The sequence below is a fragment of the Streptomyces sp. NPDC026301 genome, from assembly GCF_055567935.1.
The window spans coordinates 13,301-35,666 of sequence record NZ_JBVHPN010000028.1; the positions used below are offsets into that span (position 1 = coordinate 13,301).

16 protein-coding genes and 1 pseudogene are annotated in these 22,366 nt (G+C 73.5%); 9 read left to right on the top strand and 8 right to left on the bottom strand.

Going from position 1 to position 22,366, the window contains the following annotated elements; genetic code table 11:
• Window positions 1-112 precede the first annotated feature (112 nt).
• Window positions 113-1,141 carry a glutamine synthetase gene (gene glnII, locus ACZ4MH_RS32075; RefSeq protein WP_351599197.1) on the top strand — a complete coding sequence of 343 codons (1,029 nt, stop codon included), beginning with the start codon at window positions 113-115 and terminating at the stop codon, window positions 1,139-1,141.
• Window positions 1,142-1,462: 321 nt separating this feature from the next.
• On the top strand, window positions 1,463-2,044 hold the full coding sequence (locus ACZ4MH_RS32080) for a winged helix-turn-helix domain-containing protein (RefSeq protein WP_351599196.1): 582 nt from the start codon (window positions 1,463-1,465) through the stop codon (window positions 2,042-2,044).
• Here the strand turns inward: ACZ4MH_RS32080 and ACZ4MH_RS32085 are convergent.
• Both ACZ4MH_RS32085 and ACZ4MH_RS32090 read right to left on the bottom strand, forming a co-directional pair.
• A complete protein-coding gene (locus ACZ4MH_RS32085) occupies window positions 2,020-2,883 on the bottom strand; it encodes a lysophospholipid acyltransferase family protein (protein WP_467754821.1) in 864 nt (287 codons plus the stop codon). The two genes, ACZ4MH_RS32080 and ACZ4MH_RS32085, sit on opposite strands and share 25 nt — an antisense overlap.
• On the bottom strand, window positions 2,880-3,698 hold the full coding sequence (locus ACZ4MH_RS32090; protein ID WP_351601860.1) for a GNAT family N-acetyltransferase: 819 nt from the start codon (window positions 3,696-3,698) through the stop codon (window positions 2,880-2,882). Before ACZ4MH_RS32090 ends, ACZ4MH_RS32085 begins: the two co-directional genes overlap by 4 nt.
• A gap of 398 nt (window positions 3,699-4,096) precedes the next feature.
• Between ACZ4MH_RS32090 and ACZ4MH_RS32095 the strand changes: the two genes are divergently transcribed.
• The 7 genes from ACZ4MH_RS32095 (at window position 4,097) to ACZ4MH_RS32125 (ending at window position 13,680) form a co-directional block, all read left to right on the top strand.
• Window positions 4,097-7,249: an alpha-N-acetylglucosaminidase gene (locus ACZ4MH_RS32095; RefSeq protein ID WP_351601863.1), complete on the top strand. Its 3,153-nt coding sequence runs from the start codon at window positions 4,097-4,099 to the stop codon at window positions 7,247-7,249.
• Between the two features lie 135 nt (window positions 7,250-7,384).
• Window positions 7,385-7,621, top strand: coding sequence for a DUF397 domain-containing protein (locus ACZ4MH_RS32100; RefSeq protein ID WP_030256868.1), 237 nt, complete (start codon window positions 7,385-7,387; stop codon window positions 7,619-7,621).
• 96 nt (window positions 7,622-7,717) lie between these two features.
• Window positions 7,718-9,706 carry a hypothetical protein gene (locus tag ACZ4MH_RS32105; protein WP_467754822.1) on the top strand — a complete coding sequence of 663 codons (1,989 nt, stop codon included), beginning with the start codon at window positions 7,718-7,720 and terminating at the stop codon, window positions 9,704-9,706.
• Between the two features lie 118 nt (window positions 9,707-9,824).
• Window positions 9,825-10,742: a metal-dependent hydrolase gene (locus ACZ4MH_RS32110; protein ID WP_351592023.1), complete on the top strand. Its 918-nt coding sequence runs from the start codon at window positions 9,825-9,827 to the stop codon at window positions 10,740-10,742.
• Between the two features lies 1 nt (window position 10,743).
• Window positions 10,744-11,823, top strand: a complete 1,080-nt coding sequence (locus ACZ4MH_RS32115) for a PDR/VanB family oxidoreductase (RefSeq protein ID WP_351592026.1) — start codon at window positions 10,744-10,746, stop codon at window positions 11,821-11,823.
• A gap of 97 nt (window positions 11,824-11,920) precedes the next feature.
• Entirely contained in the window at window positions 11,921-12,619 is a 699-nt protein-coding gene (locus ACZ4MH_RS32120) for a TetR/AcrR family transcriptional regulator (RefSeq protein WP_351592029.1), read from the top strand.
• Between the two features lie 164 nt (window positions 12,620-12,783).
• Window positions 12,784-13,680 carry a PP2C family protein-serine/threonine phosphatase gene (locus ACZ4MH_RS32125; RefSeq protein ID WP_351592129.1) on the top strand — a complete coding sequence of 299 codons (897 nt, stop codon included), beginning with the start codon at window positions 12,784-12,786 and terminating at the stop codon, window positions 13,678-13,680.
• Between the two features lie 19 nt (window positions 13,681-13,699).
• Here the strand turns inward: ACZ4MH_RS32125 and pulA are convergent, their stop codons facing one another.
• The 6 genes and pseudogenes from pulA to ACZ4MH_RS32155 form a co-directional block, all read right to left on the bottom strand.
• A complete protein-coding gene (pulA, locus tag ACZ4MH_RS32130; protein ID WP_351592032.1) occupies window positions 13,700-16,348 on the bottom strand; it encodes a pullulanase-type alpha-1,6-glucosidase in 2,649 nt (882 codons plus the stop codon).
• A gap of 28 nt (window positions 16,349-16,376) precedes the next feature.
• A pseudogene (locus tag ACZ4MH_RS32135) lies at window positions 16,377-17,756 on the bottom strand (alpha-amylase); the annotation flags it as partial.
• Window positions 17,757-17,925: 169 nt separating this feature from the next.
• Window positions 17,926-18,996 (bottom strand): LacI family DNA-binding transcriptional regulator, encoded by a 1,071-nt coding sequence (locus ACZ4MH_RS32140; RefSeq protein ID WP_467754823.1) that lies wholly within the window; start codon window positions 18,994-18,996, stop codon window positions 17,926-17,928.
• Window positions 18,981-20,597 carry a glycoside hydrolase family 13 protein gene (locus tag ACZ4MH_RS32145; protein ID WP_351592041.1) on the bottom strand — a complete coding sequence of 539 codons (1,617 nt, stop codon included), beginning with the start codon at window positions 20,595-20,597 and terminating at the stop codon, window positions 18,981-18,983. The genes ACZ4MH_RS32140 and ACZ4MH_RS32145 overlap by 16 nt, the downstream gene beginning before the upstream one ends.
• Window position 20,598: 1 nt before the next feature.
• Window positions 20,599-21,429: a sugar ABC transporter permease gene (locus ACZ4MH_RS32150; protein WP_351592044.1), complete on the bottom strand. Its 831-nt coding sequence runs from the start codon at window positions 21,427-21,429 to the stop codon at window positions 20,599-20,601.
• Window positions 21,430-21,431: 2 nt separating this feature from the next.
• Window positions 21,432-22,310 carry a carbohydrate ABC transporter permease gene (locus ACZ4MH_RS32155; protein WP_351592132.1) on the bottom strand — a complete coding sequence of 293 codons (879 nt, stop codon included), beginning with the start codon at window positions 22,308-22,310 and terminating at the stop codon, window positions 21,432-21,434.
• Window positions 22,311-22,366 lie beyond the last annotated feature (56 nt).

Genomic DNA, 22,366 nt, shown 5'->3' on the forward strand with positions numbered 1-22,366 from the left:
GGCCCGAGTAACACGGGGTTCACATTCGAGCAATGGACGGGAAACGGCTCGTTGCGAGGGTGCATGAGTACGCCCGCACGCGTATTCGTACCAACCCGCAGGAAGGGCCCCCGTGACCATCAAGGCCGAGTACATCTGGATCGACGGCACGCAGCCGACCGCCAAGCTCCGCTCGAAGACCAAGATCCTCTCCGGGCCCCGTGAGCTGGCCGAGCTGCCGCTGTGGGGCTTCGACGGTTCCAGCACCAACCAGGCCGAGGGCCACGCCTCCGACCTCGTGCTGAAGCCCGTCTTCTCCTGCCCGGACCCGATCCGCGGCGGCGACCACATCCTCGTCCTGTGCGAGGTGTTCAACACGGACATGACGCCGCACTCCTCCAACACCCGCGCGCTGCTGCGCCCGCTCGCGGAGAAGTTCGCGGACCAGGAGCCGATCTTCGGCATCGAGCAGGAGTACACCTTCTTCGAGGGCACCCGCCCGCTCGGCTTCCCCGAGGGCGGCTTCCCCGCCCCGCAGGGCGGCTACTACTGCGGCGTCGGCGCCGACGAGATCTTCGGCCGCGAGATCGTCGAGAAGCACCTGGACAACTGCCTCGCCGCGGGCCTGGGCATCTCCGGCATCAACGCCGAGGTCATGCCGGGCCAGTGGGAGTTCCAGGTCGGCGCGCTGGCGCCGCTGGAGGTCTCGGACCACATGTGGATCGCGCGCTGGCTGCTCTACCGCACCGCCGAGGACTTCGGCATCTCCGCGACCCTGGACGCCAAGCCGGCCAAGGGCGACTGGAACGGCGCGGGCGCGCACTGCAACTTCTCGACCAAGGCGATGCGCGAGGGCTACGACGCGATCATCACCGCGTGCGAGTCGCTGGGCGAGGGCACCAAGCCGCTGGAGCACGTCCGCGAGTACGGCACCGGCATCGAGGACCGCCTGACCGGCGCCCACGAGACCGCGCCGTGGGACCAGTACAGCTACGGCGCGTCCGACCGCGGCGCCTCGGTCCGCATCCCGTGGCAGGTCGAGCGGGACAAGAAGGGCTACATCGAGGACCGCCGCCCGAACGCGAACGTCGACCCGTACGTCGTCACGCGCCTGATGGTGGACACCTGCTGCACCGCCCTGGAGAAGGCCCTCCAGGTCTGAGGCCGGACCCCATGGCCGACCGCAATTCCCGTGAGGGGCGCCCCGCTTGGAGCGGCGCGCCCCTCGCGCGTGAAGGTGCGCATGAAGAGCGCACGAAGGACAGATCACGCCCCGTCTGGTTCAATAGGGGCATGGCCAGCCTCACCGACACCGCGACGGGTCGCACCGACCTCGAGCCGTTCTGGCCGTCCCGGCAGGATCACCTCTTCGACCGTCTGTGTTGCCGCGCGCACTGAGCGCGGGCCCGCACACACTCAGACACAGCCCTGCCCGCGCGCACGACGTCCCCCGACGCCCCACTGCGCGAAAGAGCTGACCTCGATGACGAACGCGACGAACGTCCGACCCCTTCCTGCCGCCGCCCCGACGGCCACCGTTCCCGCTCCGCCCCGGCTGCGTGCCGTGGCCCCCGGCGAAGTACCGCCGGTCGCCGATCTCCTGGGCGCCGAAGCCACCTGGCTGCCGGCCCCCCAGCACACCCTGCCCGACCTGCCGGGCCGGCCCCCGATGGTCGGCTACCTCGTGCTCGTACCGGCCGCCTCGGCGCCCCGTACCGAGCACCGGCCCGAGCCGCAGCCCGAGGCCCGGCCCGAGGCGCCCGCCGCCGTCTTCGGCGAGGGCGGCGTCCGGGTCGACCCGGAACGCCGCACCGTGCACGTCCAGGGCCGCCAACTGGACCTGACCTTCCTGGAGTTCGAGCTGCTGGCGCATCTGGTGGCGCACCCGCAGCGGGTGCACACCCGCGACCAGCTCGTGACGACGGTGTGGGGTTACGGGCACGTCGGCGACGGCCGCACGGTCGACGTCCACATCGCCCGCCTGCGCCGCAAGCTGGGCGCCGCGCACCGCTCGTCGATCGTGACGGTCCGCCGCGTCGGCTACAAGTACGTACCGGTCTCCTGATCCGGGCGGCGGCGGCCGAGGATCACCTCCTGGGTCGCCGCCGCCAGGTCGCGGCGGTCGCGGGTGCCCGGTGTCAGCGGTGCGTGCACCGTGACCCGGGCCGTGAGGGCGCCCGCCGCGAGGACCCGGCGGAGCGAGGACGCCAGGTCCTCCTCGCCGACGAAGGCGGGCACCGTGGAGGGCGCGCCGTGCTGGAGGTAGCGGACGGTGACCGGGCGGACCGGCGCTCCCGCGTCGATGGCCGCCTGGAACGTCGCCCGCCGGAAGCCGCCCTCGGTCGCCGAGCACCACGTCGTGGCCTGCGGGAAGACCACCACCGAGCGGCCGTCGCGCAGCTCCGCCGCGAGGTCGGCCACGGCCTGCGGGAGGCCGCGCGGGCTGCTGCGGTCGATGAAGCGGGTGCCGGCGCGCCGGGCCAGCGGGCCCATCACCGGCCATCCGGCGACCTCCCGCTTGGCGAGCATGGTGACCGGTTCGACGGCGAGCAGCGCCAGGATGTCCAGCCAGGAGATGTGGTTGACCACGACGAGCGTGCCGGGGCCGCCGGGCTCGTCGCCCGCCACCCGCAGCAGCGGGCCGTCGTGCGCGAGCGCCACGCCCAGCGCGCCCAGTGCGGCGCGGGCGTGCCGCCGCAGCCGGCCCGGTTCGGCGAGCCGGTCGCGGTCGGCGGCGGCCCGCAGGACGACGTGCGCGAACGCGGCGGCGCGGCGCGCCGTCCCGGCGAGCGGCACCCGGGGCGCGGCGTGGTCGATGCAGCCGGACGTGCAGGTGGAGACGGTGTCCCAGAGGCCCGTCCGCGCGGCACCGGGGACCGTGGTGCCGGGGGCCGCGGCGCTCACCGCTGGTCACCCAGGAAGAACCGCCGGTACCGCTCGCCGAGCCGGTCCATGTCCAGGACGACGAAGAAGTCGGCCACGTCGAACTCCGGGTCGTGCGCGGGCGCCCCGCAGATCCAGGCGCCGACCCGGAGGTAGCCGCGGAGCAGGGGCGGCAGCTGAGCCCGGCCCGCGGCGTCGGCGGCCGCGGCGGTGTCCGCGTCCGGCAGCCAGGGCCGGAGCGGCCGGACGCGCAGCTCTTCGGGCGCCGCGTGCCGGGTGCGGCCCAGTTCCCACGCCGCCCGCGCGCACTGCCCGCCGTCGGCGAGCGGTACGGAGGCGCAGCCGGCGAGGTACCGGTGGCCGGAGAGCAGGGTGTAGCGGGCGAGCGCGGCCCACATCTGGTTGATGACCGCACCGCTGCGGTGGTCGGGGTGGACGCAGGAGCGGCCGGCCTCGATGAGCGAGGGGCGCAGCGCGCGCAGTCCGGACAGATCGAATTCGCCGTCCGAATAGAGCCGTTCGCTGCGGCCGGGCGGCAGCAGCCGGTAGGTGCCGACGACCTCGCCGGTGGCGGTCTCGGTGACGATCAGGTGGTCCACGAGGTCGTCGTAGTCGTCGATGTCGTGGCCGGGCAGTGGAGAGTGCAGCGTGGCGCCCATCTCCTCGCCGAAGACCTGGTGGCGCAGCCGCTGCGCGGCGCGGATCTGCTCGGTGGAGTCGGCGATGGAGGTGGTGTACGCGGCGGGGGCGCCCGGGGCGGGCACGTGCGGGGCGGGCGCCTGCGGGTCGGGCTGGGCGTGCGGGAAGGCGGTCGTCGCAGGTGAAGACGTGGACATGACAGCTCCGTCCGGGTGAGCGGGGAACCGCACCGGCCGTCGCGGGGACGGCGCCGGCCGGTGCGCACGGCGGTCGTGGCACAGCGGCGGCGAGGAGCCCGGGGAGACCCCCGCCGCCCAGCCGACTGTTCCCCCGCCCGCCGCCCCCTCGCGTGAAGCCCAGGAGGAGCGCGGGTAAGAAACCGCCGAACACTGGCCTCCGAAGGGCCCGGGTCACGCTCGGCACAGCAGCCTCGGCGATAGTCGAAAACGCGCCGGAACCCCGTCACTCCACCGGCCCAACAGCCGCGACATTCGGCGCGTTCTGGTCGTATCAACATCCTTGGAGATGAGCTGACGGCCCGTTAGCGTGACCCCTCGCACGTAACCGTTGATACTGCCGAGCAGTGGGAGCAGGCGTGAGCCAGGTCACTAGACGCAACGTGTTGGGCACCGCGGGTGCCCTGGGTGTCACCGTCGCGGTCGGCGGGCATACCCCCGCCATGGCCGCCTCCGCCGTGCCGGGGCCGGCGCGCCCCGCGGGCCCGACGGGCCGCAAACCCTCCGCTGCTCCCTTCGACACCGCACCGGCGCGCGCCGCGCTCAGGCGCCTCCTCCCCCACCACGCCGACCAGTTCCGGCTCACCCCGCAGAAGCGCCCCGCGAAGACCGCGGACCGGTTCCGCGTGGCCGGCGCACCCGGCCGCATCGAGGTCGCCGGCACCAGCCCGGCCGCGCTGCTGACCGGCGTGAACTGGTACCTGAAGTACACCTGCCGGGCACACATCTCCTGGGCCGGTCAGCAGCTGGACCTCCCCGCGAAGCTCCCCGCACCGAAGCGGCCGCTGGAGCGCAGCACCGCGCTGGCCCACCGCTTCGCGCTCAACGACACGCACGACGGGTACACCGCGCCGTACGCCGACTGGGCGCACTGGGAGCGCACGATCGACGTCCTGGCGCTGCACGGCGTGAACGAGGTCCTGGTCACGGCGGGCTCGGAGGCCGTGTACCACCGTGTGCTGCAGGACTTCGGGTACTCCGACGCCGAGGCGCGGGCCTGGCTGCCGGCGCCGACCCACCAGCCGTGGTGGCTGCTGCAGAACATGAGCGGCTACGGCGGCCCGGTCAGCAAGGAGCTGCTCGCCAAACGCACGGCGCTGGGCAAGCGGATCGCCGACCGGCTGCGGTCGCTGGGGATGCACCCGGTGCTGCCGGGCTACTTCGGCACCGTCCCGGACGGCTTCGTACAGCGCAATGCCGGCGCCCGGGTGGTGCCCCAGGGCAACTGGGCGGGCCTGAAGCGCCCCGACTGGCTGGACCCGCGGACGGCGGTCTTCGAGAAGGTCGCGGCGTCGTTCTACCGGCACCAGAAGGCGCTCTTCGGGACCGTCAGGCACTTCAAGATGGACCTGCTGCACGAGGGCGGCAATCCGGGGGACGTCCCGGTGCCGGCCGCCGCGAAGGCCGTGGAGCGGGCGATGCTGGCCGCCCACAAGGACGCCACGTGGGTGATTCTCGGCTGGCAGGAGAATCCGCGGCGGGATCTGCTGGACGCCGTCGACCACGACCACCTGCTGATCGTGGACGGCCTCTCGGACCTGGAGACGGTCGAGGACCGGGAGAAGGACTGGGGCGACGTGCCGTACGCGTTCGGCACGATCCCGAACTTCGGCGGCCGGACGACCATAGGGGCCAAGACCCACATGTGGGCCGAACGGTTCACGAAGTGGCGCGACAAGAAGGGCAGCAAGCTGGTCGGCACGGCGTACATGGCCGAGGCCGCCGAGCGGGACCCCGCGGCGTTCGAGCTCTTCAGCGAGCTGGCGTGGCGGGACGAGGCGGTGGACCGCGCGGCGTGGTTCGACGGGTACGCGGACGCGCGGTACGGCGGCCGGGACGCCAAGGCCCGCGCGGCCTTCGCGGCGCTCCGGGAGAGCACGTACGAGATCAGCAGCAAGGACGGGCGGCCGCACGACTCGATCTTCGCCGCGCGCCCGTCACTGACCGCCCGCTCCGGCACGTACTACGCCACGCACACCCCCGCGTTCTCTCCCGCCCGGCTCGACGCCGCGTTCGCGGCGCTGCTGGCGGTCCGGCCCGCGCTGCGGAACAGCGACGCGTACCGGCTGGACCTGACCGACCTGGCCCGGCAGGCGCTGGCGAACCGTTCCTGGCAGCTGATCCCGCAGCTCCAGGAGGCGTACGAGCGCAAGGACCTGGCCGCCTTCCGCGCCCTCGCCAAGCTCTGGCTCCAGCTCATGCGGCTCAGCGAGGACATGACCGGCGCGCACCGGCACTTCCTCCTCGGGCCGTGGCTGGACGCCGCCAAGCGGATGGCGACCGGCGAGAAGGAGGCGGCGCAGCTGGAGCGCACCGCGCGGGTGCTGATCACCACCTGGGCGGACCGGCCCACCGCGGACGGCGGAAAGCTCGCCAACTACGCCAACCGCGACTGGCACGGCCTGATCGGCGACTTCCATCTCCCGCAGTGGCAGCGGTACTTGGACGAGCTGGAGGACGCGCTCGCTGGCAACCGCAAGCCGAAGGCGTTCGACTGGTACGCGCTGGAGGAGCCCTGGACGCGGGAGCGCAAGAACTACCCGCTGCGGCCCACCACCGACGCCTACCGCACCGCCCGGAAGGTGCACGACGTGCTCGCCAAGGCGCCCTACCAGGGGCGGGTCGTCGTCACGGCCGAGCCGGCCGCCATGGCGCCGGGCGGCGCGACCACCGTCACCGCCACCCTGCACAACGTCAGCGGGCTGCGGGACACCGGCCGGGTGGACTTCGCGCTCAGCGGCGTGGACGCCGAGGACCGCGGCCCCGTCTCGCTGCCGTCAATACCGGCCGGCGGCAAGGGAGACGTCGACTGGCGGGTCGCGGCACCCGCCGAGCCCCTGACGTCGCCGCTGAAGCCGATGCCGTACGAACTGACGGTGAGTTACGGGCCGAAGGGCGAGACGGCGGTCTCCTCGGTGCGCACGGGGACGCTCTTCGTGGCCGGGCCGCTGGACGACGGGCTGCGCACGGTCACCACGAACGAGGCGGTTTTCGGTCAGCTCGACGGGCGGTTCGCCATCGACGGGGCGGGCGCCGACCTGTGGAAGGCCACCGCCGAGTTCGGCGCCGTCTACCGCCCGGGCGCGCTCCGAGCGGGCGGTTCGGTGACGGTGAAGGTCGCCGAGCAGTCGGTCACCGGCCCGTGGGCACGCGCCGGGATCGCCGTCCGCAACAGCCTGGCGGAGGCGGACTCGGCGGGGTTCGTGAACCTCTCCGTCACCCCGGAGAACGGCGTCGCGCTGTCCTACGACACCACCGGGGACGGCACGCTGGACCGGTACGAGCGGGTCACGGGCGTCAAGGCGCCGGTGACGCTGCGGCTTTCGCGGGAGGCGGGCGGCGCCTTCAAGGGCGAGTACTCCACGGACGACGGTTACACCTGGCGCGCGGTCGCCACCGCCACCGTGCCCGGCGCGGCCGCCGCGCAGGACGCGGGGCTGCACATGTCGGCGGCCAACGGCGGCTCGGGCGCCCGCGGCCGGGTGGAGTTCGGCGACTGGCGCACGGACTGACATACCCGCGGCGGCACGGCGGCGACCCCGGACGGTGAGGCACTGTCCGGGGTCGTTCGTTCGCTCCCCGTCACAGGTGCGCGCGGCGTACGCTGACCTCCGTACCGACCGGGCCTATCGCGAGGAGAGCACCGCATGAGCGCCGCAGCTGAGAAGGAGTGGCTCTACGCCCTCGACATCTCCGACGCCGTCTGGCAGCGCGCCCCCGGCGACGCCGAGGAGGCCGTGGAGATCGCGTTCCTGGAGCGCGGCGCGGTGGCGATGCGCAATTCCACCGACCCCGACGTCGTGCTGCGGTACACCGAGGGCGAGTGGCGGGCGTTCGTACTGGGCGCCCGGGACGGCGAGTTCGACCTCGACCGGCAGCGCTGAGCGGCCGGCGCGGAAGCTCCTGAGGACCGGCCGCACCCCGGCCGGTCCGCCCGATGGTCAAAGTGACCATCCCAAGATTCACTCGTTCTACGGAACGTGGAACAGCAGCAGGCAATATCACCGCCACCGGACCGCACCTCCCCGCTGGGCGTCATCGACGTCGAGCAGGCCGAAGCCGCGCTCGTGGAGCACTATCCGCGGCTGGTGCGGCTGGCCTATCTGGTGCTGCCGCCCCGGCTCGGCCGCAGCCGCCGGGTGCTGACCGCGCACGCGGTCACCCAGCGCGCGCTGCCCCGGCACCGCACCGCCGCCTCGGAGAGCGCGCTGCCCGCCCAGCGCCCCGGCGCCGACGGGCGGCCCGCGCCGGACCCCGCGTACGCCTTCGTACGGCAGCGGGTGCTGCGCGCGGCGCTCGCCGCGGGCCGTCCGGCGCTGCGGCTCGGCCGCCTGCGGGTGCCGCTGCCGCACCTCCCGCCGCCGCTCCCCCAGGTCTGGGGGCTGCGGCTCTTCCCGCGCTCCGGCGGCGCCGACGAACTGGCCCTGGACCAGACCCTGTCGGCGCTGTCGGCGCCGGCCCGTGCGGCGTACGCGCTGCGCGGTCTGGAGGGGCTGGGCGACCGCGAGGTGCGGCGGACGCTGGCGGCGGCGGGCGTGGCGGAGCCGCGGGACGCGCTGGCCGAGGCGGACGGCGCCGCGGCCCCCGCGGGCAGCCGGGACGGCTCGCTGCTGGACTCCGCCGAGTTCGACCCCTGTTCACTGCAGGCCCGGCCGACGGACCTGATCCGGCGGCGGCAGCACGTACGGGCCGCGCTGGCGGCGGGCGTCGCGGCGGCGGTGTGCGGGGCGCTGCTCGCGCTGCCGGGCGACGGCTGGGGGCGGGACGGCGCGGCGGCGCCGCCGTACGCGCGCAACGCGGCGGCCGAAGCGGCCCTCGATCCGGGCGAGTTGACCCGCGCGCCCGGTGACGCCTGGCGGACCGCGGTCCGTACGGACTTCTCGGCCTGGCCGGCGCGCGGCGGCCGGAGGCACGACGCGGCCCTGCTGCGCCGCGCGCTGGCGGCCTGGGCCCGCCCCGGCCCCCGGGTGCAGGTCTCCGCGACACCCGGCACGCCGTCCGGGCCCGCCGCCGGTCCCGCGCAGCTGCTGTTCGCGGGCGTGGTGGACCGGGCGGCCGTGGTGCTGCTGTACGACGGGCTGCGGGTGGTGCGGTACGCGGAGGCGGCGGACGGCGCGGGCGGCGGCGCGGCACTGGACTTCGCGCGCACGGACGGCGCCGACGCGGCGGGGTCGGCGGCGCTGGTGGTCAGCCGCACGGACGGCAACGTCCGCTACCTGACGGCCCCTTGGGTGCGCGCGGTCGCGCTCGCGGACCTGACCGTCGGCCCGAAGGCGCGGGCGACCGCGCTGCGCCGCACGGCGGACGGCGTGACGGCCCCGGCGCCCGCGCCCGCGCCCGGCGCGTCCTGCGCCCGCTGGCCCGCGCTGCGGATGGCCGGGCACCTCTACACCGACCTGGGCGAGCTGACCCCGGCCCGGCTGACGTACGGCGCTCCGGGCCGAGCGGGCGAGCCGGCGGGCGGCGCGGCGCTGACGGCCTGGGCGCGCACGGCCTGCCGGCTCGCGGCCGTGCGGTCGCTGGGCGTGCGGAGCGTGAACGCCTGGGAGTACGCGCGCCAGCGGCTGCCCGAGCACGGCGGGACGGCGGCGTGGCTGTGCACGCGGGCCGAGACCTGGCGCGGGCCCGGGAGCCGGACGATGGCGCAGTTCCAGGCGCCGGTGGCGGGCGACGGCGGCGGGTCGGGGGCGCGGCGGTATCCACCGGGTGCGGTAGCGGCGCGGGCGGAGGGCGGCCGGGCCTGCGGGCCGCGGTCGCCGCACGCGCTGGCCGGGGTGCTGTGGAAGTCGGCGGCCGGGCACTGGTGGCTGGTGGCGGCGGGCAGCGCGGAGCTGCGCCGGGTGACGGCGGGCGGCGGGGTGACCGGCCGCGCGAAGGGGCGGCTGCTGGCGGTGCGCGCGGAGGCGGGCGAGCGGGCGCGGCTCACGGCGCGGCTGCCGGACGGCGGCCGGCTCACGGCGCTGCACTGAGCGCTGGAGGACCGCGAAACGGGGGTACGGGCATGCGCTCGTACCCCCTTCGGCATGGAGCGGGAAAACCTCGTGCAAGGGTCTGTCCCTCGTCCTTACCGCCCAGTACATTGACGCCATGTCTAACAAGGCCTCGTTGCGGCCCGCGCCGGTCGCGTCCGAACACATACCGCTGAAGGCCCGCAACGTCGCTTTCGACTGGGCCGAGACCCCGCTGCACTGGGTCCCCGGCGATCCGTCCACCACGCACACCATCAACGTGCTGCACCTGCTGCTGCCGGCCGGCGAGCGCTGGTTCGTGCACGTCTACAAGCAGGTGCTGCCGTACATCCGGGACGAGCGGCTGCGCGCCGACGTCATCGGGTTCATCGGCCAGGAGGCGATGCACTCCCAGGCGCACGACGACGTACTGCCGCACCTCAAGCGGCAGGGCCTGGACCCCACGCCGTACACCGCGCAGGTCGACTGGTTCTTCGAGAAGCTGCTCGGCGACCGCACCCTGCCGCCGGGCCGCGCGCGCCACTGGTGGCTGCTGGAGCGGGTCGCGCTGATCGCCGCGATCGAGCACTACACGGCGTTCCTCGGGGACTGGGTGCTCAACGCCGGGGAGCTGGACGCCAAGGGCGCCGACGCCACCATGCTGGACCTGCTGCGCTGGCACGGCGCCGAGGAGGTCGAGCACCGCTCGGTCGCCTTCGACCTCTTCATGCACCTCGACGGCGGCTACCGGCGCCGCGCCCGCACCTGGGCCACCGCCTTCGCCGCACTGGTCTTCCTGTGGCAGCGCGGCGTCCGCTTCTTCATGGCGAACGACCCGACCCTGCTGGACGGCAAGGCGTCGTTCAAGGAGTTCTTCCGGGCCGGGCGGCAGGGCGTGCTGCCCACCACCGGCGCCGTGGCCCGCACGATCCCGCAGTACCTGCACCGCACGTACCACCCCTCGCAGTACGGCAGCACCTCGCAGGCCGCCGCCTACCTCGCCGCCTCCCCCGCCGCGACCGCGGCAGAGTCCCGCACCTCTCCCGGAGCCGCCTGACATGACCGCCATCTTCCGCTCCCGCCGTCTCCGCGCCCTCGTGGTCGCCACCGGCGCGGCCCTCCTCGTCGGCCGCGCCCTGCGCCGCCGGGTCGAGAAGTCCCCGCTGTGGCCGATGCCCGCCCTGGAGGAGCCGATATCGGGCACCGGGCGCCCCGGCCGCCGCGAACTGCTGGTCATCGAGCGCGCCGAGGAGGCCGAGGGCGTCGTCCGGCTGCGCCTGGAGGGCGAGGGCCTGCCGGGCTGGGAGCCGGGCGCGCACATCGATCTCGTGCTGCCCTCGGGTGCGGTGCGCCAGTACTCGCTCTGCGGTGACGTCGCCGACGGCGGTACGTACACCATCGCCACCCGGCTCATCGAGGACGGCCGGGGCGGCTCGCGCGAGGTGCACGAGCAGCTCCAGGAGGGCACGGTCGTGGAGGTGCGCGGGCCGCGCAACCGCTTCCGGTTGGAGGAGTGCCACGCGTACCTCTTCGTCGCGGGCGGCATCGGGATCACGCCGATCCTGCCGATGGTCCGCCAGGCCGAGCGCGAGGGCGTGCCGTGGCGGCTGCTGTACGGCGGGCGGTCGCGCGCGTCGATGCCGTTCCTGGCCGAGATCGAGAAGCTGGCGGGGGCCGGCGGGGACCGGGTGACGGTCGTCGCCGAGGACGAGGACGGGCAGCCGGACCTGGCCGCCGCGCTCGCCGACGCGCCGCCGCACTCCGCCGTGTACTGCTGCGGCCCGCAGCCCCTGATGGACGCGGTCGCCGAGCTGCTTCCGGAAGGGCTGGAACTGCACACCGAGGCGTTCGCGCCGGCGGCCGGCACGGCGGGCGGCGCCTTCGAGGTGGAGCTGCGGCGCACGGGCAGCACGGTCGCGGTCGCGGCGGACCAGAGCATCCTGCGGGCCATCCGCGAGCAGGCGCTGCCGAACCTCCCGTACAGCTGTGAGCAGGGCTTCTGCGGCACCTGCCTGCAGAACGTGGTCGAGGGCGACATCGACCACCGCGACGAGCTGCTGACCGACGCCGAGCGCCACGACCAGATGCTGATCTGCGTCTCGCGCTGCCACGGGGAGCGGCTGGTGCTGGATCTGTAGGAGGCCGTGCCCCCGGACACCGGCTCCGGGGCCGAAGCGGTGCGGGCCCGGTGGCGGTGGCATACCGCTGCCGTACCCCGGTCGTTAGGGTGTTCGCATGACGACCGGGGTGCGCCGCAGGATGGGCGTCGAGGAACGCCGTGACCAACTGATCTCCGTGGCTCTGGGCCTGTTCAGCCACCGTGCCCCGGAGGACGTCTCCATCGATGAGATAGCCGAGGCCGCGGGCATCTCGCGGCCGCTGGTCTACCACTACTTCCCCGGGAAACAGAGCCTGTACGAAGCGGCGCTCGGCCGGGCCGCCGACGAGCTCGCCGCGCGCTTCGTCGAGCCGCGCGAAGGGCCGCTGGGCTCCCGCCTGCTGCGGGTCATGGGCCGCTTCTTCGACTTCGTCGACGAGCACGGCCCCGGCTTCTCGGCGCTGATGCGCGGCGGCCCGGCGGTCGGGTCCAGCCGCACCAGCGCGATGATCAACGGCGTGCGGCAGTCCGCGTACGAGCAGATCGTCGCCCATCTCGGCCTGGACTCCCCGGCCCCGCGCATGGAGCTGGTGATCCGCTCCTGGATCTCGCTCGCGGAGTCCACCGCGCTGCAGTGGCTGGACGGCAAGCGCATCCCGCGCGCCGAGCTGGAGCGGCAGCTGGTGCACGACTTCGCCGCGCTGGCCGCGGTGAGCGCCGCGTACGACGAGGAGACGGCGGACACGCTGCGCACGATCCTCGCCGCCGAGCCGATCGACGGCCCGTTCGCGGAGCTGGCGGCCCGCCTGTTCGCGCTGGTACCGGGCGACGCGTGACCACCGGGCTCCGTTGACGACCGTTTTCGCGTCACCACCCGACACTTCCCGTCGCTGCACGATCGCCTGCCACCAGCTTCTGGCATCCGCTTCCGTGCGGTTCCGCGGCGGTGCCAGAGTGGCCGTCCCACCGCCGGGCGTGGGAGGGACGTGGGTTGACCGCAATGGAGTTCATCGGCGCGCTGCTCGGGTACGGCTGCGGCTTCCTCACCGGCCTGGCCTGCGGCGCGCTCACGGTGCGCCGATTGCGCACGCCGCCTCCGGCGCCCCACGCCCACGACGCGCGCGGCGCCGCGCTGGCCGCGGTCGCGTACACGGCCCAGCAGGCGCTCCTGCAGCCCCTCTCCGCCGAACTGGGCGGCGTCGGCCTCGCCGGCCGCTACCGCCCCGCCGCGGCGGATGCCGCCATCGGCGGCGACCTGCTCAACGTGGCGAACTCCCCGTTCGGCCTGCGGGTGCTGATCGGTGACGTGCGCGGCCACGACCTGGAGGCGGCGCGGCTCGCGACGCTCACGATCGGCTGCTTCCGCGACCACGCCTTCACCATGCCCGACCTCGTCCAGCTGGCCAGGACGCTGGACGCCCGGCTCGCGCCCGAGCTGGACGCCGAGGGGTTCGTCACGGCCGTGCTGGCCGAGTTCGCGCCGGGCGAGGTGCGGCTGGTCAACTGCGGCCACCCGGCCCCGCTGCGGATCGGCGAACGGCTGGAGCCGCTGGCCCCCGACGAGCCGGGACTGCCGCTCGGCCTGCAGCCGACCCCGTTCCCGCAGCGCGTCCGGCTGGCCGCCAACGAGCGGCTGCTGCTCTACACCGACGGGCTCATCGAGGCGCTGGACCCGGGCGGCGACCCCTTTCCGATGGACGAGCGGGTCCACGAGGCGCTGACCCGTCCCACGCTGGACGACGCGGTGGAAGCGCTGCACGCCCTGCTCATGGCGCACACGACGGCGCCGCTCCGGGACGACCTGGCGCTGATGCTGTGTCAGCCGGGCGTCCAGGCCCTGCTGCCGTCCGTTCCCGCGGTGTGCGAGCCGGGGGAACGGACGGGCGAGCCGGCCTGAGGGCCGGGCGGCCGCCGGGTCAGCCGCGGGTGAAGACCGCGACCGTACGGCCCGGGACGGTGAAGGTGCCGGCGCCCTTCTCGTAGGACGAGGTCCGTACGACCGGGTCGGCGCCCCGGGCCTGGACCGGATGGAGCGCGTACGGCTGCCCGGCCGCGTCCCGTACGGTCTGCGCCTGCCGGTCCGGCGTGGCGTTGAGGACCACGACCAGCCGGCCGAGGCGCATGGTGATCACGCCGGGCGTCTCGTCCCGACCCGACAGCGGGAAGGACAGCGCCCGCTGCACCTGCGCCCTGGTGGCCAGGCCGAAGTCCGGCTCGGTGGCGCGGATGCGGGTGAGGTCCCGGTACGCGGCCGAGGTGCCGGTGATCTCGTCGCAGCCGGGGCGCAGCGCGGGGTCGGCGAGCAGCGGACGCGCGTACGGCCACTTGTCCTTGTTGTCGGCGGCGGGCGGCAGGCCGCGCCCGAAGCCGTTGCCGTCGGCGCAGTTCCAGTGCAGCGCGTTGAACCAGTCGCCGCTGTCGAAGGAGTTGCGGTCCAGCGACTTGGAGCGCAGCAGGTCGGTGCCGGCCTGGGAGAGCGCCGGGCCCTGCGAGAGGGTGGCGGTGGCCAGCGCGAGGACCTGCATACGGGCCCGGTCGGCGGGCTTCGTACCCTGCGGGAGCTTGTAGGCGAGCGTGTCGTAGAGGGTTTCGTTGTCATGCGCGTCGGCGTAGGCCAGCGCGTCGCCGGGCGCCGCCGCGTATCCGGCGGGCGCGCCGTTGTAGTCGACCTGGGAGCCCGTGACGTGGCGGCCCGCGCTGTCGGTGAAGGTGTAGTCGGCGAGGCCGCCGGTCAGGCCGACCTTGATGAGGTCCTGGTAGTGCAGCAGCCGGGCGCGCTGTTCCTCGCGGGTGCCGTTGGCGGGCGAGGGGTTGGGGTCGGTGAACAGGCCGGAGGCGAAGCCCTGGACGCGCGGGTCGCCGTCGAAGGGGCCGCCGCCGCGCACCGCGTCGCGCGTGCGGTCGTCGAAGGTGGCGATGCCGGTCCCGGCCATGTTCTTCTGCGTCGCCTGCACGAAGCGGGCGTCGTCGGCGACCTCGCCGAAGTTCCAGCCCTCGCCGTAGAGGACGATCGCCTTGCCGTCCACGCCGTCCTTGCGCACGGTGAGGCCGTCCAGGGCCTTGCGCACGGCGAGGATGTTGGCCTTGGGGTGATGCCCCATCAGGTCGAACCGGAAGCCGTCGACCTTGTACCGCTTCGCCCAGGTGACGAGCGAGTCGACGACGAGCTTGCCCATCATGGTGTGCTCGGGCGCGGTGTTGGCGCAGCAGGTGGAGGTGGCGACGGTGCCGTCGTCCAGCAGCCGGTGGTAGTAGCCGGGGACGATGCGGTCCAGTACGGACCGGGGGTCCTGGCCGCTCGCGAGGGTGTGGTTGTAGACGACGTCCATGACGGTGCGCAGCCCGGCGCCGTTCAGGCCCTGCACCATGCGGCGGAATTCCACGGTGCGTGCCGTGCCGTCGGGGTCGGAGGCGTAGGAGCCCTCGGGGACGGTGTAGTGCAGCGGGTCGTATCCCCAGTTGTACGCGTCCTTCGCGGAGGTCTTTCCGACGCACTCCTGCTGTTTCTCGGAGTCCGGCGGGTAGGACGCGAGGTCACAGTCCGGCGCGGCCTGCCGGTCGCGGCGCTCGGGGACGGATCCGAAGTCGAAGGCGGGCAGCAGATGGACGTGGGTGGTGCCGGCGCGGGCGAGGGCGCGCAGGTGCTTCATGCCGTCGGAGGAGCGGTCGGTGAAGGCGAGGTACTGCCCGGGGTGCTTCGAGGTGCGGTCCGCGATCGAGAAGTCGCGGATGTGCAGTTCCTGGACGCGGGCGTACGAGCGCAGCGGCACCGCGGCCGGCTTCTTCAGCCGGTCCCAGCCCTCGGGGGCCAGCCGCGGGTCGGCGAGGTCGGTGACGAGGCTGCGCTCGGAGTCGGCGGTGAGGCCGGTGGCGTAGGGGTCGGTGACCTTGTTGGTGACGGTCTGCCCGGCGGCGGGCGCGAAGACGGTGACGGCGTAGCGGTACGGCTTGCCGGTCCAGCCGCGCTCGCCGCGCACGCTCCATACGCCGGTCCGGTCGTCGCGCGTCATCGGGACCGTACGGCCGTCCAGTTCGAGGGCGACGGTGCGCGCGGTGGGTGCCCAGACGGAGAGGGTGGGACGGCCGCGGTCGAAGACCGGGCCGAGCCGGGCGTCCGCCGCGGCCGTGCCGTACAGGTCGTCCAGGACGCCGGGGATCTGCACGCCGGTGGCCTCACGCAGGGTGCCGTCGGCGGCCCGGCGGGTGGCGACGAGGCGGTCGCGCAGCGCGGTGGCGGCTTCGGCGCGGTCGCGCGGGTCGACGGTGAAGGCCGGAAAGCCCGTCAGATGCGGGTACTTGGCGCGCTCGTCGGGGGTGAGGGCGCCGGGGGCGAGCCGCAGCCGCCGGTCGCCGTCGGGGCCGGATTCGAGCTGGAGGGTGCCGCCGGCCGGGTCGGGCGCGCCCTTCCAGACGACGGTGTCCCGGTCGATCCACTGGGCCTCGGCCTTGGCGGGGTAGGGCGGCGGGGCCGCGCTCGCGGGGGCGGCGCCGGGCAGGGCGGCGGCCGCCGCGGCGCAGAGCGCCGCGGCGAGCGCGGTGACGGTTCGGCGGAGGGTGCCGGTCACGGAGGTGCTCTCCTTCAGGGGATCAGCCACAGGTGCGGGCGCCGGCGTGCAGGGCGAGGGCGGTGTTCGGAGCGAGCGTGGCGGTGAAGCGGCCCGCGCCGTCGACCGTGACGGTCCGCCCGCTCTGCACGTCGCAGTAGTTCCCGGCGGGCAGCGAGGTCTGGAACGTACGGCTCAGCGCTGCCCCCTCGTGGTTGAGCGCGACGTACGCTTTGTCGCCGCGCCCGAAGGCGATGGCGTCGTTGCCGTTGTCCCACCAGTCGGTGACGGCGGCGCCGCGTGCGGTGTTGCGCAAGGCCACCATGGCCTTGATCTCGGGCCACTTGTGCTGGCACTTCCAGCCGTCCTGCCAGCAGGCGTTCACCGTGCCGCCGTTGGGCGGGCCCGCGTCGTTGTCGGTGAACTCGTAGCCGGAGTGCACGTCCGGGGAGCCGTACGGCCAGGCCAGCATGAAGACGTTGGCGAGGGTGTAGTCCGCGCCGTTCTTGTAGCTGAGCGTGGAGCCGTTGCGCTCGGTGTCCCAGTTGTCGACGAAGACGCCGGACTTGGCGCTCGCCATGTATCCCCAGCCCTCGCCGAAGTTCTTCAGGTACGCGAGCTTCTCGTTCTGGAAGACCCGCTTGAGGTCGCGGCCGTAGCGGAACTCCTGCACGTCCCCGTTGCCGAGGTACTCGCTCGGCGAGACGGCCTCGCCCTCGCCGTAGATGGCCTCCTGCTTCCAGTACACGCCGGGATTGCTCAACTGCCCTTTGATCGCGGCCAGGTCCTCGGCCGGTATGTGCTTGGCGGCGTCGATGCGGAGGCCGTCCACGCCGAGCGAGAGCAGGTCGTTGAGGTACTGCGCGAGGCGGGTGCGGACGTACGGCTCGCCGGTGTCCAGGTCGGCCAGGCCCACCAGCTCGCAGTGCTGCACGTTCCAGCGGTCCTGGTAGTTGCCGACCTGGGCGGTGCAGTCGTCCATGTCCTGCGGCTGGTAAATGCCGGGGTAGGTGTACTTGCTGTACGAGGAGCCGCCGGTGCCGGTGCCGGACCCGGCCGACATGTGGTTGACGACGGCGTCCGCGACCACCTTCACACCGGCCGTGTGGCAGGCGTCGATCATGTTCTTGAAGGCCGTGCGGTCGCCGAGCCGGCCGGCGATCCGGTAGCTGACGGGCTGGTACGAGGTCCACCACTGGCCGCCCTGGATGTGCTCGGTGGCCGGGGAGACCTCGACGTAGCCGTAGCCGGCCGGGCCGAGAGCGTCCTTGCACTCCCGGGCGACCGAGTCGTAGCGCCACTCGAAGAGTTCGGCGGTGACGTCCTTGGTGCCGGGCGGCGCGGCCTCGGCGGGCGCGCCGGCGGCCACCGAGGCGAGTGCCAGGGCGGCCGCCGCGGCAGAGCGAACCAGGGTTCTGCGGTGGGGCATGGTTCCTCCTGAGGGGGAGATCGAAGCCTTGCCCGGCAACGCGCCATTCCCGTAAGGCTGTTGCTGTTGTATCCGCCGTAATCCGTTGTTGCAAGACCTTACGCAAGACATTGCAACGGTGTTAACTTCAGCGTGCAGCACCCCGGTCCGGCCGGCCGGGGACCCGGCGTCACGCGGGTCCCACGCGCCCGGCCGGCCGGACCGGTCCCCCCGGGACCGGCCCCGTCGACCCCCGCACCACCAGCTCCGGCTGGAAGACGAACTCCGTGCGCTGTACGGGGTTTCCCTGGATCTCCTCGATCAGCGCGCCGACCGCCGCGGTCGCCATCGCCTGCACGGGCTGCCGGACGGTCGTCAGCGGCGGGTCGGCGAACGCGATCAGCTGCGAGTCGTCGAAGCCGACCACCGACAGCTGTCCCGGCACGGCGAGGCCGCGCTGCCGGGCGGCCCGCACGACGCCCAGCGCCATCAGGTCGCTGCCGCACACCACGCCCGTACAGCCCGCGTCCAGCAGCGCGGCGGCCGCCGCGTGCCCGCCCTCGACGCTGAACAGCGTGTGCTGGACGAGCTGTTGGGCCTCCCCCCGTGGCAGGCCGAACAGCTCCTCCATGACCGCGGTGAACCCCTCCGCCTTGCGCCGGGACGGCACGTACCGGGACGGGCCGACGGCCAGCCCGATACGGGTGTGCCCCAGCGCGGCGAGGTGGGTGACGGCCATCCGGGCCGCCGCGTGGTCGTCGGGCGAGACGAACGACGCGTGGACGTCCGCGTTGTAGCCGTTGATCAGGACGTACGGCACACCGCGCGCGGTGAGGCGGGTGTAGCGGGACGGGTCCGCGCCGGTGTCCGCGTGCAGCCCCGAGAGGAACACGATCCCGGTGACGCCCCGCGCCTCTAACTGCTCGACCAGCTCGTCCTCCGTCGCGCCGCCCGGCATCTGCGTGCAGAGCACGGGCGTGTAGCCGTGCCCGGCCAGCGCCTGCTCGATGATCTGCGCGAACGCGGGGAAGATCGGGTTGGTCAGCTCCGGGATGACCAGCCCGACCAGGCCCGCGCTGCGCCGCCGCAGCCGCACCGGACGCTCGTACCCGAGCACGTCCAGTGCGGCCAGCACCCGCTGCCGGGTGGCGCCCGCCACCCCGGTCCGCCCGTTGAGCACCCGGCTGACGGTCGCCTCGCTGACATCGGCCTGCGCGGCGATGTCGGCGAGCCTGGGGGGCAGCGTCACTCGGTCCACCACACGGCCGTGTCGGCGGCCAGCTCGTAGGCGCCGGTACGGCCGGGGATCTCCTGCGGCAGCGCGCCGCTGGACAGCAGCGGCCGTCCGGGAACGGCCACCCGCACGGCCTTTTCCGTGGTGTTCACCGCGCAGGTGAAGCCGCCGGGGCGGCGGAAGTGCAGCACGCCCTCGGGCGCCGGCCGCCACTCGACCGCGTCGCCCGCGCCGAGCGCGGGGTGCTCCCGGCGCACGGCGAGCGCGGTGCGGTACAGCTCCAGCGTGGAGTCCGGGTCCCCGGTCTGCGCCGCGACGCTCAGGGACGCCCACTCCGCCGGCTGCGGCAGCCAGCTGCCGCCGGTCCCGAAGCCGTACGGCGCTTCCGTACCGGACCACGGGAGCGGCACCCGGCAGCCGTCCCGCAGCCCGTCCTGCCCGTTCTCCTTGAAGAAGGAGGGGTCCTGGCGGACCTCGTCGGGCAGCTCGGTGACCTCCGGCAGCCCCAGCTCCTCGCCCTGGTAGACGTACGCGGAGCCGGGCAGCGCGAGCATCAGCAGGGCCGCGGCACGGGCGCGCCGCAGGCCACCGCCGAGCCGGGTGCGGTGGCGTACGACGTCGTGGTTGGAGAGCACCCAGGTGGTCGGCGCGCCGACCGGGCGCATGGCGTCCAGCGAGGAGTCGATGGCCTCGCGCAGGGCGGCCGCGTCCCACCCCGTGTTGAGGTAGTGGAAGTTGAACGCCTGGTGCAGCTCGTCGGGGCGCAGGTACAGGGCCGTGCGGTCGGCGCTGGGCGTCCACGCCTCGGCGACCGCGATCCGTTCCCCCGCGTACTCCTCCAGGACCTGCCGCCAGGAGCGGTAGATCTCGTGCACGCCGTCCTGGTCGAAGAAGGGCAGCACCTGGTTGCCGAGCAGCCTGAGCTGTTCGCCGTGGCCCATGTCGGGCAGCCCGGCCGCCTTGACCAGGCCGTGCGCGACGTCGACGCGGAAGCCGTCGACGCCCAGGTCCAGCCAGAAGCGCAGGATGGAGCGGAACTCGTCGCGGACGGCGGGGTGGTCCCAGTCGAAGTCCGGCTGCTCGGGGGCGAAGAGGTGGAGGTACCACTCGCCGTCCGGGAGCCGGGTCCAGGCGGGGCCGCCGAAGATGGACTCCCAGTCGTTGGGCGGCTGCTCGCCGTTCTCGCCGCGGCCCTTGCGGAAGTGGAAGCGGTCCCGGAGCGTCGAGCCGGGGCCTTCGGCCACCGCGCGGCGGAACCATTCATGCTGGTCGGAGCAGTGGTTGGGGACGATGTCGACGATGACGCGCAGGGCCAGGCGGTGCGCTTCGCGGATCACGGCCTCGGCGTCGTCGAGGGTGCCGAACATCGGGTCGATGGCGCGGTAGTCGGCGACGTCGTAGCCGGCGTCGGCCTGCGGCGAGGCGTAGAAGGGGCTGAGCCAGACGGCGTCGACGCCCAGCTCCTTCAAGTACGGCAGGCGGCCGCGGATGCCTGCCAGGTCGCCCATGCCGTCGCCGTTGCCGTCGGCGAAGCTGCGCGGGTAGACCTGGTAGATCACCGCGTCGCGCCACCAGCCGGTGGCAGGGGTGCCAGGAGTGGCAGGAGTGACGGCGTGCTGCTGTGTCATGTCATCCCTTGGTCGTGCCGGCGGTCAGGCCGGAGACGAGGTGGCGTTGGGCGAAGGCGAAGACGAGGGCTGCGGGCACCGCGACGATCACGGCGGCGGCGGTCATCGACCCCCAGTCGTTGTTGTACTGGCTGACGAAGGTCTGCAGGCCGCCCGCGAGGGTGAGGTTCTCCTCGCCGGTCATGAAGGCCGACGCGTAGGCGACCTCGGCCCAGGCCGTGACGAAGGTGTAGAAGCCGGTGACGGCGAGGCCCGGCCGGGCCAGCGGCAGTACGAGCCGCCAGAAGGTGCCGAAGGGGTTGAGCCCGTCGACCCGGCCCGACTCGTCGATCTCCACCGGGATGGTGTCGAAGAACCCCTTCATCATCCAGGCGCAGAACGGCACGGCGATGGTGAGGTACGTGATGACAAGCCCTGCCGGCTGGTTGAGCAGCCCCAGGCTCGCCATCAGGTTGTACAGCGGCACGATCAGCACGGCCACCGGGAACATCTGCGTGATCAGCAGCAGCCACATCAGCGGGCGCATCCCGGGGAAGCGGAAGCGGCTGACGGCGTAGCCCGTGGTGGCGGCGAGGAAGACGCCGAGGACGGTGGTCACGCCGACGATCAGCGTGGAGTTCCAGAACCAGGTCAGGAACGAGGTGTCGGCCAGTACATGGGTGTAGTTGGCGAGCGTGAAGTGGGTGACCGGCTCGGTCGTGAAGGCGTCGTCCTTCGGCTTGAAGGACGTCACCAGCAGCCACAGCGGCGGGAAGACCGCGACGGCGGCGGCGACGAGCAAGGTGGCGTGCAGGCCCGTGGAGGCCAGCGGGCTTCTCTTCCTGTCGCGCATGGTCACCACACCTCTCCCTGCTTGCGCAGCGCGCGCCGGTAGACGATCGCGACGGCCGAGAGCAGCAGCAGGATCAGCACGCCCCAGGCGGCCGACTCCGAGAAGTTGCGCGGGCTGTCGACGAAGGAGAGCCGGTAGGCGTACGTCACGAGGATCTCGGTGGCGTCGCCGGGCCCGCCCCGCGTCAGCAGGAAGATCACCGGGAACATGTTGAAGGTCCAGATCGTGCTGAGCAGGATCACCGTGCTGGAGACGGAGCGCAGGGACGGCACGGTGATGTTGCGGAACCGCTGCCAGGCGCTCGCGCCGTCCATCTCGGCGGCCTCGTACAGCTCGCCGGGGATGGACTGGAGCCCGCCGAGCAGCGCGACGAGCATGAAGGGCACGCCGAGCCAGACGTTGACGGCGATGACGGAGAGCTTCGCCCAGGTCGGGTCGTTGAGCCAGGGGACCGCGTCGATGCCGCCGCCCTGGAGGAGCTTGTTGAGGAGGCCGTTCTTCTCGTTGTAGAGCATCCGCCAGGTGAAGACGGAGATGAAGGCCGGGATCGCCCAGGGCAGGATCAGCGCGAGCCGGTAGAAGGTGCGGCCCTTCAGCTTCCGGTTGAGGAGGTTGGCGAGGACCAGGCCGAGGGTGAAGGTGAGCCCGACGCAGGCGACGGTCCACACCACGGTCCAGCCCAGCCGGCTCCAGAAGACGCTGTCGCTCAGCACGGCCTGGTAGTTCGCCAGGCCGGTGAACTTGTACGTCGCCGGGATGTGGTTCATGCCGATGTCCCGGGCGACGTTGGCCTCGGTGGCGTCGGTGAGCGAGAGATACAGGCCGCGGACCAGCGGGTAGCCGATGATGACCGTGAGGACGAGCACCACCGGGGCGACCATGGTCCAGGCGTACCAGTGGGTGCTCAGGGCCCGGCGGACGCGGCCGGGCGGCGCGG